The 13,214-nt window shown below is 69.5% G+C and carries 11 protein-coding genes; 2 read left to right on the plus strand and 9 right to left on the minus strand.

Translation table 11 applies throughout. The annotated features are described in order from the left end of the window. Positions 1-40: 40 nt before the first annotated feature. The 9 genes from ABT340_RS24810 to uvrA form a co-directional block, all read right to left on the minus strand. Positions 41-1,228: a phosphoglycerate kinase gene (locus ABT340_RS24810; RefSeq protein ID WP_352013201.1), complete on the minus strand. Its 1,188-nt coding sequence runs from the start codon at positions 1,226-1,228 to the stop codon at positions 41-43. Next, positions 1,228-2,232: a type I glyceraldehyde-3-phosphate dehydrogenase gene (gap, locus tag ABT340_RS24815; RefSeq protein ID WP_352013202.1), complete on the minus strand. Its 1,005-nt coding sequence runs from the start codon at positions 2,230-2,232 to the stop codon at positions 1,228-1,230. The genes ABT340_RS24810 and gap overlap by 1 nt, the downstream gene beginning before the upstream one ends. A gap of 293 nt (positions 2,233-2,525) precedes the next feature. Then, positions 2,526-3,506: a DNA-binding protein WhiA gene (whiA, locus tag ABT340_RS24820; protein WP_012892507.1), complete on the minus strand. Its 981-nt coding sequence runs from the start codon at positions 3,504-3,506 to the stop codon at positions 2,526-2,528. A 90-nt stretch (positions 3,507-3,596) separates the two neighbouring features. Continuing rightward, positions 3,597-4,532: a gluconeogenesis factor YvcK family protein gene (locus ABT340_RS24825; RefSeq protein WP_352013203.1), complete on the minus strand. Its 936-nt coding sequence runs from the start codon at positions 4,530-4,532 to the stop codon at positions 3,597-3,599. After that, entirely contained in the window at positions 4,529-5,401 is an 873-nt protein-coding gene (rapZ, locus tag ABT340_RS24830; protein WP_352013204.1) for an RNase adapter RapZ, read from the minus strand. Before rapZ ends, ABT340_RS24825 begins: the two co-directional genes overlap by 4 nt. Then, the gene (gene uvrC, locus ABT340_RS24835) at positions 5,398-7,338 is read right to left on the minus strand and encodes an excinuclease ABC subunit UvrC (protein WP_352013240.1); all 1,941 of its coding nucleotides are present in this window, start codon (positions 7,336-7,338) and stop codon (positions 5,398-5,400) included. The genes rapZ and uvrC overlap by 4 nt, the downstream gene beginning before the upstream one ends. A gap of 130 nt (positions 7,339-7,468) precedes the next feature. After that, on the minus strand, positions 7,469-7,918 hold the full coding sequence (locus tag ABT340_RS24840) for a Rieske (2Fe-2S) protein (protein WP_352013205.1): 450 nt from the start codon (positions 7,916-7,918) through the stop codon (positions 7,469-7,471). Positions 7,919-8,066: 148 nt separating this feature from the next. Then, positions 8,067-8,492, minus strand: coding sequence for a Rieske (2Fe-2S) protein (locus ABT340_RS24845; protein ID WP_352013206.1), 426 nt, complete (start codon positions 8,490-8,492; stop codon positions 8,067-8,069). A gap of 152 nt (positions 8,493-8,644) precedes the next feature. After that, entirely contained in the window at positions 8,645-11,485 is a 2,841-nt protein-coding gene (gene uvrA / locus ABT340_RS24850) for an excinuclease ABC subunit UvrA (RefSeq protein ID WP_352013207.1), read from the minus strand. 223 nt (positions 11,486-11,708) lie between these two features. Between uvrA and ABT340_RS24855 the strand changes: the two genes are divergently transcribed. Beyond that, positions 11,709-12,512: a maleylpyruvate isomerase family mycothiol-dependent enzyme gene (locus ABT340_RS24855; protein ID WP_352013208.1), complete on the plus strand. Its 804-nt coding sequence runs from the start codon at positions 11,709-11,711 to the stop codon at positions 12,510-12,512. Beyond that, entirely contained in the window at positions 12,509-13,150 is a 642-nt protein-coding gene (locus ABT340_RS24860; RefSeq protein ID WP_352013209.1) for an MBL fold metallo-hydrolase, read from the plus strand. The genes ABT340_RS24855 and ABT340_RS24860 overlap by 4 nt, the downstream gene beginning before the upstream one ends. Positions 13,151-13,214: the final 64 nt, after the last annotated feature.

Genomic DNA, 13,214 nt, shown 5'->3' on the forward strand with positions numbered 1-13,214 from the left:
GGACGGCGGGCGGCACGGCGCTCGTCGCGTCGGTCCACCCCTACGCCTCCAGGGCGACGAGGCCGGGCAGGGTCTTGCCCTCAAGGTATTCGAGGCTGGCGCCGCCACCGGTCGAGATGTGCGAGAAACCGTCCTCCGGCAGGCCCAGCTGTCGTACGGCGGCGGCGGAGTCACCGCCCCCGACGACCGTGAAGGCCTCCGAACGGATCAACGCCTCAGCCACGGCTCGGGTTCCCCCGGAGAACGCCTCGAACTCGAAGACGCCCATCGGGCCGTTCCAGAACACCGTCCGGGCGTCGGCCAGCTTCGTCGCGAACAGCTCACGGCTGCGCGGGCCGATGTCCAGCCCCTGCCGGTCGGCCGGGATCGCGGTGGCGTCCACGACCTCGTGGTCGGCGTCCTCGGCGAAGTGCGTGGCGGCCAGCACGTCGACGGGCAGGACGATCTCCACGCCGCGCTTGATCGCCTCGTTGAGGAAGTCGCGCACCTGGTCGAGCTGGTCACGCTGCAGCAGCGACTGACCGACCTCGTATCCCTGGGCGGCCAGGAACGTGTAGGCCATGCCGCCGCCGATGAGCAGCCGGTCGACCTTGGTGAGCAGGTTGCCGATGACGCCGAGCTTGTCGGAGACCTTGGCCCCGCCCAGCACCACGGCGTACGGCCTGGCGGGTTCCTCGGTCAGCCTCTTGAGCACCTCGACCTCGGCCAGGACGAGCCTGCCCGCCGCGTGCGGCAGCAGCAGCGGCACGTCGTAGACGCTGGCGTGCTTGCGGTGGACGGCACCGAAGCCGTCGCCGACGTAGAGCTCGGCCAGGGCGGCCAGCTTCTCGGCGAAGGCGGCGCGCACCGCGTCGTCCTTGGACTCCTCGCCCGGCTCGAAGCGCAGGTTCTCCAGCAGCGCCACCTGGCCGTCCTCAAGACCCGCGACGACGGCCTGGGCCGACGGCCCGACCACGTCGGAGGCGAAGGCGACCTCGGCGCCGAGCAGTTCGCCCAGGCGCCTGGCGACGGGGGCCAGGGAGTACTTCGGATTGGGCTCGCCCTTGGGACGCCCCAGGTGGGCGCAGGCGATCACACGCGCGCCCTTGCCCGCCAACTCCTGGATCGTCGGGACCGAGGCCCGGATGCGGCCGTCGTCGGTGATGACGTCCCCGTCCAGGGGGACGTTGAGGTCGACGCGCACCAGGACGCGCCGACCCTTCACGTCGAACTCGGAGAGGTCCTTCATCAGAGGTCGGCGCCGACCAGCTCGATGAGGTCCACGAGACGGTTGGAGTAACCCCACTCGTTGTCGTACCAGCCGACGACCTTGACCTGGTTGCCGATCACCTTGGTCAGGCCCGCGTCGAAGATGCAGGAGGACGGGTCGGTGACGATGTCGGCGGAGACGATCGGGTCCTCGGTGTAGGTCAGGTAGCCCTTGAGCGCGCCCTCGGCGGCGGCCTTGAGCGCGGCGTTGACCTCCTCGACGGTGGTCTCGCGGCTGACGTCGACGGTCAGGTCGGTGGCCGAGCCGGTGGGGATCGGCACGCGCAGCGCGAAGCCGTCGAGCTTGCCCTTCAGCTCGGGCAGCACCAGGCCGATGGCCTTGGCCGCGCCGGTCGAGGTCGGCACGATGTTCAGCGCGGCGGCACGGGCGCGGCGCAGGTCGCTGTGCGGGCCGTCCTGCAGGTTCTGGTCCTGCGTGTAGGCGTGGATCGTGGTCATCAGACCCTTCTCGATACCGAAGGTGTCGTTGATGACCTTGGCCATGGGGGCCAGGCAGTTGGTGGTGCAGGAGGCGTTGGAGATGACGGTGTGACTGGCCGGGTCGTACTTGTCGTGGTTGACGCCCATCACGACGGTGACGTCCTCGTTCTTGGCCGGGGCCGAGATGATGACCTTCTTCGCGCCGTTCTCGGCGTGCACCCTGGCCTTGTTGGCGTCGGTGAAGAAACCGGTGGACTCCACCACGACGTCCACGCCCAGGTCGCCCCAGGGCAGCTTGGCGGGGTCGCGCTCGGCGAAGGCCTTGATCGTCTTGCCGTCCACGATGATCTCGTCGGCGGTGCTCTTCACCTCGTACGGCAGACGGCCGAGGATGCTGTCGTACTTGAGCAGGTGGGCGAGCGTGGCGTTGTCGGTCAGGTCGTTGACCGCGACGATCTCGATGTCCTTGCCGCTGGCGGCGGCCGCACGCCAGAAGTTGCGGCCGATACGGCCGAATCCGTTGACGCCTACGCGGATGCTCACGGTTCCGGTCTCCTCGTACGTCATGCGCCGGCCGAGAAGACCGGCGACTTGGGCGGGCTGATACCTCAAGCACGAACACTATCGGACCCAAATTGGTTTAGACCACTTGCGGGGGCAGGTCTCTTCTTCTTTGCCTCATGCGTAGGTATCGCACTATTCAAGTGAAGTGCCCGGCTTGTCACGATAAATCCGTACAACGCTGCTGTGACCAGCAAAGACATCTCAAAACGATGGCCGGGCATGCGAACGGGCGGTCCCGGAACCGGGACCGCCCGCGAGACGAGGAGACCGGACTACGGCGCCAGCATGTCCACCGTGAGATTCGCCTCGGTGTTGGGGATGCCGATGTCCTGGGCGCGCTTGTCGGCCATGGCCAGCAGGCGGCGGATGCGGCCGGCGATGGCGTCCTTGGTCAGTGGCGGGTCGGCGAGCTGGCCAAGCTCCTCCAGGGAGGCCTGCTTGTGCTCGACCCGCAGACGGCCCGCGATCACCAGATGCTCCGGCGCCTCCTCCCCGAGGATCTCCAGCGCCCGCTGTACCCGGGCCCCCGCCGCGACCGCCGCACGGGCCGAGCGCCGCAGGTTGGCGTCGTCGAAGTTGGCCAGCCGGTTGGCCGTGGCCCGCACCTCGCGGCGCATCCGCCGCTCCTCCCAGGCCAGCACGCTGTCGTGGGCACCGAGCCGGGTCAGCAGCGCGCTGATCGCGTCACCGTCACGGACCACCACGCGGTCGACACCCCGCACCTCGCGCGCCTTGGCGTGGATCTTCAGCCGCCGTGCGGAGCCGACCAGCGCCAGCGCCGCCTCCGGGCCGGGACAGGTCACCTCCAGCGACATGGAACGGCCCGGTTCGGTGAGCGAGCCGTGTGCCAGGAAGGCACCCCGCCAGGCGGCCTCCGCGTCGCAGGTCGCCCCCGCGACCACCTGACGCGGCAGGCCCCGGACCGGACGGCCGTGGTTGTCGATCAGCCCCGTCTGACGGGCGAGGGCCTCACCGTCGCGGTAGACCCTGACCACGTAGCGTGACCCCTTGCGCAACCCGGCGGGCGCCAGGACGAGCACCTCCGCCTTGTGCCCGAACACCTCTCCGATGTCCTTGATGAGCCTCCTCGCGGTGACGTTGGTGTCCAGCTCCGCCTCGATCACGATCCGCCCGCCCACCAGGTGCAGCCCGCTGGCGAACCGCAGCAGCGTCGACACCTCGGCCTTACGACAGCAAGGCTTCAGGACCGGCAAGCGGCTCAGCTCGTCTTTCACCACACCTGTCATCGCCATGCGCGTTCGTCCTCCCCCATACAGACCTCATGCGGCCGAGAAACCAGGCTCACAGAAGTTTCTCGCACTCCTGAGCGGCGCTGACCAGGATCAACGCTTCTCACGGAAAATCTCGTCCAGGACGGAGGCAAGACGTTGCGCATCGTGCCGCGGGGAGCCGTCCTCGTCGGCGACCGGGGCCATGACGAGCCGCCCGCCCAGCTCAGCGGCGGCCTTCTCCAGCTCCTCACCGTCCTCGGCGACACCGGTGTCGGCGAGGACCACGTCGATCGTCAGGGAGGGGGCGTGCTGACGCAGCACCTCCAGGTGTTTCTGCGGTGAGAAACCGTCGGTCTCACCCGGCTGCGGGGCCAGGTTGAGTGCGACCAGCCTGCGCGCCCGGGTGCGCAGCAGCGCGTCGGCCAGCTCGGGCACCTTGAGGTGAGGCAGCACGCTGGTGAACCACGACCCCGGCCCGAAGACCACCCAGTCGGCTTCGAGCACCGCCTGGACCGCCTCGGGGCAGGCCGGCGGGTCGGTGGGCAGCAGCGAGATCGCGCGAACCCTGCCCGGGGTGAGCGCGCAGGCCACCTGGCCGTACACGGTGCTCACCCGGCCGTCCAGCTCGACCTCGGCGGCGATGTCGAGCGGCACCGAGGCCATCGGCAGGACCCGCCCGTGCGCGCCGAGCAGCCGCCCGACCCAGTCGAGCCCGGCGACCGTGTCACCGAGACGCTCCCACAGGGCGACGATCAGCAGGTTCCCGACCGCGTGCCCGTGCAGGTCGCCCTCGCTGCGGAAGCGGTGCTGGACGACCTCACTCCAGGTGCGGCCCCAATCGTCGTCGCCGCACAACGCGGCCAGGGCCATCCTGAGGTCTCCGGGAGGCAGCACGCCGAGTTCACGGCGAAGCCGTCCGCTCGACCCGCCGTCGTCGGCCACGGTGACGACGGCCGTCAGTTCGGAGGTGACCCTGCGCAGCGCCGACAGCGACGCGTACAGCCCGTGTCCGCCGCCCAGCGCGACGACCTTGAGATCCTCGCTCACTCGCGACCCACATCCCGGTGGCTCACCTGCACCTCCATTCCTCCCCGATCTCGCAATCGGCCGCCGAGCTGCTCGGCCATCGCGACACTGCGGTGTTTGCCGCCGGTACAGCCGACGGCGAGCGTGGCGTAGCTCTTGCCCTCACGGGTGTAACCGGCGGCGATGATGCCGACCACCTCCTCGTAGGCGTCGAGAAGCTCCTTGGCGCCCGCCTGGTTGAGGACGTAGTCGCGCACGGAGGCGTCCAGACCGTTCATCGGGCGCAGCTCGGGGACCCAGTGCGGGTTGGGCAGGAAGCGGCAGTCGACGACCAGGTCGGCGTCCACGGGCAGGCCGTACTTGTAGCCGAAGGAGACCACGTTGACCCGCAGCCCGGGGCGGTCCTCCCCGCCGAAGAAGGCGACGATCTTGCCGCGAAGCTCGTGGACGTTGAGGTTGGAGGTGTCGATGACCAGGTCGGCGTTGGCACGGACCTCACGCAGGATGCCGCGTTCCCTGGCGATGCCGTCGACCAGCCGGCCCTCCGCCTGCAGCGGGTGCGGGCGGCGGACGTTCTCGAACCTGCGGACCAGTTCCTCGTCGCTGGCCTCAAGGAACACCACCCGCACCGCGACGCCGCGCCCGTCGAGCTCCTCGATCGCGGCGTTGAGGTCGGTGGTGAAGGCCAGGCTGCGCACGTCGACCACGGCGGCCACCTTGTCCGCGGCCAGCTTGACCCGCCCGGCCTCCTCCGCCATGGCGAACAGCAGGCCGGGGGGCAGGTTGTCGATGACGAACCAGCCCAGGTCCTCAAGCGCCTTGGCCGCGGTGCTGCGTCCGGCGCCCGACATGCCGGTGACGATGACGAACGCGGTCTCTCTGTCGTTCATGGGTGCTCCCCCTTCAACGCCGACACAATCGTCTCGGCCGTGGCGGGGCCGATCCCGGGAACCTCGCGGATCTGCTCGGCGGTGGCCTCACTCAGCCGCTTCACGGATCCGAAGTGTTTGATCAGCGCCTGTCTGCGGGCTGGGCCGAGCCCGGGAACCTCGTCCAGGGCGCTTTCCCTCACGCTCTTCGACCGCTTCGACCGATGGTAGGTGATGGCGAAGCGGTGGGCCTCGTCGCGTACGCGCTGCAGGAGGTAAAGGGCCTCGCTCGACCGGGGAAGGATCGCCGGCAGGTCCTCTCCTGGCAGCCAGACCTCCTCCAGCCGCTTGGCCAGGCCGCAGACCGCCACGTCATCGACCCCCAGCTCGTCCAGCGCCCGCTGGGCGGCGGCCGCCTGGGCGGGGCCGCCGTCGACGACGACGAGATTGGGGGGATAGGCGAACTTGCGCGGCCTGCCGGTCTCCGGGTCGAGAGCCGCCCCGGTGCCGGTCCCGCCGGTCTCCGCCGCCGCCCCCGTCTCGACGTCGAGCTCCCCGGTCTCGGAACGTTCCTCCAGGTAGCGTTTGAACCTGCGCGAGATCACCTCGTATATCGAGGCGACGTCACCCTCGGTGGAGTTGACGGAGAACCTGCGGTACTCGCTCTTGCGGGCCAGACCGTCCTCGAAGACCACCATGGAGGCGACCACGTTGGTGCCCTGGGTGTGGGAGACGTCGTAGCACTCGATCCGCAGCGGCGCCTGGTCGAGCCCGAGCGCGTCGGCGACCTCCTGCAGCGCCCTGCTGCGGGTGTTCAGGTCACTGGCCCTCTTGAGCTTGTGCTGCTTGAGGGCCTCCTTGGCGTTACGCTCGACGGTCTCCATGAGCGTCTTCTTGTCGCCACGCTGCGGGACGCGGATCTCCACCCTGGTCCCGCGGTGCTCGCCGAGCAGTTCGGCGACCGCCTCGGCGTCGGGGGGCATGGCGGGCACCAGGACCTCGCGGGGCAGCGCCTCGGGGGCGGCCTCGCCGTACATCTGGAGCAGGAACTGCTCGACGAGCTCGCCGGGCTCCGCGTCCTCGACCTTGTCCACCACCCACCCGCGCTGGCCCCTGATCCGCCCCGAACGCACGTAGAAGACCTGGACCGCGGCCTCGAGGTTGTCCTCCACCAGGGCGATCACGTCGCAGTCGGTGTTGTCGGCCAGCACCACCGCCTGTTTCTCCATCGCCTGCCGCAGCGCCTGGATGTCGTCGCGCAGCCTGGCCGCGCGTTCGTACTCCTGCTCGGCTGCGGCCTGACGCATCTCACGCTCAAGGCGTTTGGTGAAGCGGCCCGTGTTGCCCGCCATGAAGTCGCAGAAGTCGTCGGCCAGCGCCCGGTGCTCCTCGGCGGTGACCCTGCCGACACAGGGAGCCGAGCACTTCCCGATGTAGCCCAGCAGGCAGGGGCGGTCGATCTGGGCGGCGCGCCGGAACACCCCGGCCGAGCAGCTCCTGATCGGGAAGACCCTCAGCAGGAGGTCCACCGTCTCCCTGATGGCCCAGGCGTGGGAGTAGGGGCCGAAGTAGCGGATGCCCTTGCGCTTGGCGCCGCGCAGCACCTGGACTCTGGGGAACTCCTCCCCCATGGTGACCGCGAGATAGGGATAGGACTTGTCGTCGCGGTATTTGACGTTGAACCGGGGGTCGTACTCCTTGATCCAGGAGTATTCGAGCTGGAGCGCCTCGACCTCGGTGCCGACGACCGTCCAGTCGACGCCGACGGCCGTCGTGAGCATGGTCTGGGTGCGCGGATGCAGCCCGGCGAAGTCCGCGAAGTAGGAGTTGAGTCGCTGGCGCAGGCTCTTGGCCTTGCCCACGTAGATGACCCTGCCACCGGCGTCCCTGAACCGGTAGACGCCGGGGGACTCGGGAATCGTGCCCGGCTCGGGCCGGAAACTCACCGGACCGCCCATAGATCTCGCCACGCCCGAAAGCCTATCGGCCCTCACCGACAGGACCCCTGCCCGGCGAGCCCCGCGCATCCGGTACGGCGCGGGCACGCGGCGCCGCCCCCTCCTGCTCCGGCGCCGCGTGGACCACCGCTCAGCCCAGGACGATGGAGCCGCCCTCGACCTTGATCTCCTTCTTCTCCAGGGGCCTGCCCGCCGGGCCGTCGGTGACCGAGCCGTCGGCGATGGCGAACTTGCTGCCGTGGCAGGGGCACACGATGACACCGTCGGAAACGCTCCCCACGTCACACCCCTGGTGGGTGCACACGGAGGTGAAGGCCTTGAACTCCCCCGCCTTCGGCTGGGTGACCACGATCTTCTTGTCCTTGAAGACCGTGCCGCCCCCCACCGGGATGTCGGCGGTCTGCGCGAGGGCCTCCTTCTTGCCGGCCACCGGCGAACCCGAGGGCGTCGAGGCCGGGGCCTCCGCGGCCGGCTCGCCGCCGCCTGTACCGCCCCCCTCGCTGCCGCACGCGGTCAGCAGCGCCGCGACCCCGATGCCTCCCGCGCCCAGCATCACCGAGCGACGCGTCGTCTCCGTCATGGTCGTCCTTTCGTCTTCCTGTTCCTGCGGGTACGGCCGGCACACCAGCGCATCGCCGCTGGTTCAGCATGCCGTACCCGCCGTCAGGAAACTGTGAAGAATTACGCATGCGGAAGATTTAATCTTCTCTCATAACGGTCACCGGGGCTCAGACCATGACGATGCCATCGCCGTCGACCCTCAGGGCGTACTCCACCAGCGGGGCCTCGGCCGGGCCCTTGAGGCACTTGCCGGAGTCGGCGGCGAACTCGCTGCCGTGACAGGGGCAGTGGATGACGCCGTCCGCGACCCGGCCGACCGAACAGCCCCGGTGGGGGCAGCTCGCGTTGAAGGCCTTGAACACCCCCGCCTTCGGCTGGGTGATCACGATCTTCCACTTGCTGACGACCTTGCCGCCCCCCACGGGGACGTCCGCGGTCTTGACGATGACCTGCCCCTTGATGCCCGGGGGCACGATGGCCGGTCCCGGCTCGGCGGCGGCGCACCCGGTGAGCGCCGCCCCGCACGCCGCCACGGCGGCGGCACCGATCACATGTCTGCGTGTGGGCGCGGCGAAGCCGTCGTTACCGCTCACTGGGACCTCCCCCGACGTCGCCCGGCCGGGAGGCGGGCATCCTCGTCAAGGATATTGGCGAGGAGTGCCGCCCTCCGGATCGACCCTTGGGTCCCGTTTTGTGGATCTTCATACCTTCTGCGACCGCCCGGATGGCGCTCGCGGAACAGGCCCTAGGAGCCCAGGATCTTGCGCAGGAAACGCCCGGTGTGGCTGTTCTCGACCAGGGCGACGTCCTCGGGCGTACCGGTGGCCAGCACGGTGCCGCCCTTCGAACCGCCCTCCGGCCCCATGTCGATGATCCAGTCGGCGGTCTTGATCACATCGAGGTTGTGCTCGATGACGATGACGGTGTTGCCTCCGTCGACGAGCTTGCCCAGCACGCCGAGTAGCCGCCGGATGTCCTCGAAGTGCAGGCCGGTGGTCGGCTCGTCCAGCACGTAGATGGTCCGGCCCGTCGAACGGCGCTGCAGTTCGGAGGCGAGCTTGACGCGCTGGGCCTCGCCTCCCGACAGGGTGGTCGCGGGCTGGCCGAGACGGACGTAGCCCAGGCCGACGTCGTTGAGCGTCTTGAGGTAACGCTTGATCGCCGGGATCGCGTCGAAGAACTCCAGGGCCTCCTCGATCGGCATGTCGAGCACCTCGGAGATGGTCTTGCCCTTGTAGTGGACCTCCAGGGTCTCCCTGTTGTATCTCGCGCCGTGACAGACCTCACACGGCACGTAGACGTCCGGCAGGAAGTTCATCTCGATCTTGATGGTCCCGTCGCCGGAACAGGCCTCACAGCGGCCGCCCTTGACGTTGAAGCTGAAGCGGCCCTTGGCGTATCCGCGGACCTTGGCCTCCGTGGTCTGCGCGAACAGGTCGCGCACCTTGTCGAAGACCCCGGTGTAGGTCGCCGGGTTCGAGCGCGGGGTGCGGCCGATCGGTGACTGGTCCACGTGCACGACCTTGTCGACCAGGTCCATGCCGTTGATCCGTGCGTGACGCCCGGGGACGGTGCGGGCGCCGTTCAGCTCCTTGGCCAGGGCGTTGTAGAGGATGTCGTTGACGAGCGTGGACTTGCCCGAGCCGGAGACGCCGGTGACCGCGGTGAACACGCCCAGGGGGAACTCGACGTCGACGCCCTTGAGGTTGTGCTCACGGGCCCCCTTGACGGTGATCTGCCGCTTCCTGTCCCGCTTACGGCGGGCGGCGGGGACGGCGATGGTCCTGCGGCCTGACAGGTAGGCGCCGGTCAGCGAGTCCTCGGCGGACAGCAGGTCGGCCACGGTGCCGGAGACGACGACCTGGCCGCCGTGTTCGCCCGCGCCGGGGCCGATGTCGACCACCCAGTCGGCGGCGGCGATGGTGTCCTCGTCGTGCTCGACCACGATGAGCGTGTTGCCCATGTCACGCAGCCTGATCAGGGTCTCCAGCAGCCGCTGGTTGTCACGCTGGTGCAGGCCGATGGACGGCTCGTCGAGCACGTAGAGGACGCCGACCAGGCCGGAGCCGATCTGGGTGGCCAGGCGGATGCGCTGCGCCTCGCCACCGGCGAGGGTGCCCGCGGCGCGGTCCATGGTCAGATAGTCCAGGCCCACGTCGAGCAGGAAGCCCATCCGGGCGTTGATCTCCTTGACCACCCGCTCGGCGATCTGCATGTCCCGGTCCGACAGCGTGAGCCCGGCCAGGAAGCGGGCGCAGTCGCCGATCGACATCGCCGAGACGTCGGCGATCGAGCGCCCCTCGACGGTGACGGCCAGCGAGACGGGCTTGAGCCTGGCCCCCTGGCATGCGGGACAGGGGATCTCCCGCATGTAGCCCTCGTACTTCTCCCGCATGCCGTCGCTCTCGGACTCGGCATGGCGGCGCTGCACCCAGGGGATGACCCCCTCGAAGGTGGTGTAGTAGGAGCGCTGACGGCCGTAGCGGTTGCTGTAGCGGACGTGGACCTGCTCGTCGTGGCCGTACAGCAGCGCCTTCTGGGCCTTCTTCGGCAGCCGCTCCCACGGGGTGCCCAGGGTGAACCCCGTGGCCAGGCCGAGCGCCTCGATGAGACGGACGAAGTAGTCGCTGGTGTGCCCGCCCGCCCACGGGGAGATCGCGCCGTCCTCCAGCGTCTTCTCCGGGTCGGGCACGACGAGCTCGGGGTCGACCTCCATGCGCACCCCGAGACCCGTGCACTCGGGACAGGCGCCGAAGGGCGAGTTGAAGGAGAACGAGCGGGGTTCGAGCTCCTCGAACGACACGTCGTCGTAGGGGCAGTAGAGGTGCTCGGAGTAGAAGCGCTCGCGGTTCGGGTCCGTCTCGGGAAGGTCGACGAACTCCAGTGTGATCGTGCCGCCCGACAGCTGCAGGGCGGTCTCGACCGACCCGGTCAGGCGGCTGCGTGAGCTCTCCTTGACCGTGAGGCGGTCGACGATCACCTCGATGTCGTGCTTCTCCTGCTTCTTCAGCGTGGGCGGCTCGTCGAGGCGGACCACGGTGCCGTCGACGCGTGCCCTGGCGAAGCCCTTGGCCTGGAGCTGGCCGAACAGCTCGGCGTACTCCCCCTTGCGGCCGCGGATGACCGGCGCGAGCACCTGGAAACGGGTGCCCTCCTGCAGCTCCATCACCCGGTCGACGATCTGCTCGGGGCTCTGCCTGGCGATCGGGCGGGCGCACTGCGGACAGTGCGGCTTGCCGATGCGGGCCCACAGGAGCCTCAGGTAGTCGTAGACCTCGGTGATCGTGCCGACGGTCGAACGGGGGTTGCGGCTCGTCGACTTCTGGTCGATCGAGACCGCGGGCGAGAGCCCCTCGATGAAGTCGACGTCCGGCTTGTCCATCTGCCCGAGGAACTGCCTGGCGTATGCGGACAGTGACTCCACGTAGCGGCGTTGGCCCTCGGCGAAGATGGTGTCGAAGGCCAGGCTCGACTTGCCCGAGCCGGACAGCCCGGTGAAGACGATCAGAGAGTCCCGCGGCAGGTCCAGCGAGACGTCCTTGAGGTTGTGTTCACGTGCGCCACGCACGATGAGGCGGTCAGCCACTGCGATCCCGACGTCGATGTAGAGGGTTGAGAAGCGGTCGCGGGAAGACTAGCCACGGGGTCCGACAAAAATCCGCAAGCGGCGATGCGCCTGGTGGTCTTTCCCCGCCCTCACCAGGTTACGGCCTTCCCGGGGGCCCTTCGGGCCGCTTGTCGATGTCAACCGCCGGGACACGCCCTTTATGCCCTGGCCCGATCACCCGCCGCGGTGGTGGAGTGGGGGGATGGATGTCACAGACGTTCTCCAGGCCGAGCTCTCCGCCTCGAACGACCGCCTGCTGGCCGGCGTCGCCGAGCTGTCGGACACCGACGTCACAGGCGGTTCACGGCTGCCCGGCTGGGGCAGGGGGCACGTCCTGACTCATCTCGCCCGCAACGCCGACAGCCTCGTCAACCTGCTGACATGGGCCAGGACGGGCGTAAAGACCCCTCAGTATCCCGACCCGGGCAGGCGCGACCTGGACATCGAGGCGGGCGCGGGACGGTCCGCGCGGGAACAGTTCGCCGACCTCGAGGCCAGCACGGCGCGTTTCGCCGAGGCGGCCGCCGCCCTGTCCGGCGCGAACTGGTCGGCCCCGGTCGGCACGGCCCCCGTCCTCCACCCGGCCTGGTACGTGCTGGCGCGCAGGGCACGCGAGGTCGAGGTGCACCACGCCGACCTCGGCACAGGGTACGGACCCGCCGACTGGCCGGAGGCGTTCGCCCGCAGAGAACTGCACGACGCGATGCTGTGCTGGCCCCGGGAACTCTCGGTGGTGAGCGAGATCGTGGTCGAGGAGGTCAGGGACGGGGAGAACCACCACCAGGTCTGGCGGGACCTCGGCACGGGGCCGGTGCTCCAGGGCGACGTCTGGAGCCTGCTCGGGTGGCTTACCGGCCGGGCGTCGGGTGCGGGGCTTAAGGTGATGCCGGAGGGAACGGCGGGCAACCTGCCCGCGGAGGCGCGGGCAGCGCCCGCACCGCCCGGATGGCCCGCCCGCTCCGCTCCTACCGGCCTTCCCTCGAACCCGCCAGAGGAGTATCCATGACGTACACCGGCGACGTGCAGGTCGGCGGTCCAGCCGACGTGCGTGAGCTGCCCGACCTGACGATCTCGAAGCTGGCGGTCGGCCCCTACGACAACAACGCCTACCTGCTGCGGTGCAACGAGACCGGTGACGGCGTGCTCATCGACGCCGCCGCCGAGGCCGACCGGCTGCTGGCGCTCATCGGGGACCGCCCGATCAGCAAGATCGTCACGACCCACCGGCACGGTGACCACTGGCAGGCCCTGGAGCAGGTCGCCTCCGCGACGGGTGCGACCGTCGTGGCGCATCCGCTCGACGCGCCCGCGCTACCGGTTCCCGTCGGCCTGAAGGTCGAGCACGGAGACGGGGTCACCGTCGGCGTGGTCACCCTGGAGGTGATCCACCTGCGCGGGCACACGCCTGGCTCGATCGCCCTGTACCGGCCGGGCCACGTGTTCACCGGTGACTCGCTCTTCCCCGGCGGCGTCGGCAACACCGAGAAGGACCCCGAGCGGTTCGACCGGCTCTTCACCGACGTCTCCGAGCGGATCTTCGACCGGCTGCCCGACGAGACCTGGGTCTACCCGGGCCACGGCAAGGACACCACGCTGGGCGCCGAACGCCCGTCCCTGCCGCAGTGGCGCGCACGCGGCTGGTGAGCCTCCCTGGAACGCGTTCGCCCGGGGACCTCCGATGGTCCCCGGGCGAACGGAACGTCCCTCA

It is taken from the genome of Streptosporangium sp. NPDC000239 (assembly GCF_040300765.1).
Classification (GTDB): domain Bacteria; phylum Actinomycetota; class Actinomycetes; order Streptosporangiales; family Streptosporangiaceae; genus Streptosporangium.

What these genes read in the sequence shown, in the direction of transcription:
- ABT340_RS24810 (WP_352013201.1), bottom strand. Translation starts at nt 1,228, where the DNA reads ATGAAGGACCTCTCCGAGTTCGACGTGAAGGGTCGGCGCGTCCTGGTG.
- whiA (WP_012892507.1), bottom strand. Translation starts at nt 3,506, where the DNA reads ATGGCGATGACAGGTGTGGTGAAAGACGAGCTGAGCCGCTTGCCGGTC.
- rapZ (WP_352013204.1), bottom strand. Translation starts at nt 5,401, where the DNA reads ATGAACGACAGAGAGACCGCGTTCGTCATCGTCACCGGCATGTCGGGC.
- uvrC (WP_352013240.1), bottom strand. Translation starts at nt 7,338, where the DNA reads ATGGGCGGTCCGGTGAGTTTCCGGCCCGAGCCGGGCACGATTCCCGAG.
- ABT340_RS24840 (WP_352013205.1), bottom strand. Translation starts at nt 7,918, where the DNA reads ATGACGGAGACGACGCGTCGCTCGGTGATGCTGGGCGCGGGAGGCATC.
- ABT340_RS24855 (WP_352013208.1), top strand. Translation starts at nt 11,709, where the DNA reads ATGGATGTCACAGACGTTCTCCAGGCCGAGCTCTCCGCCTCGAACGAC.
- ABT340_RS24860 (WP_352013209.1), top strand. Translation starts at nt 12,509, where the DNA reads ATGACGTACACCGGCGACGTGCAGGTCGGCGGTCCAGCCGACGTGCGT.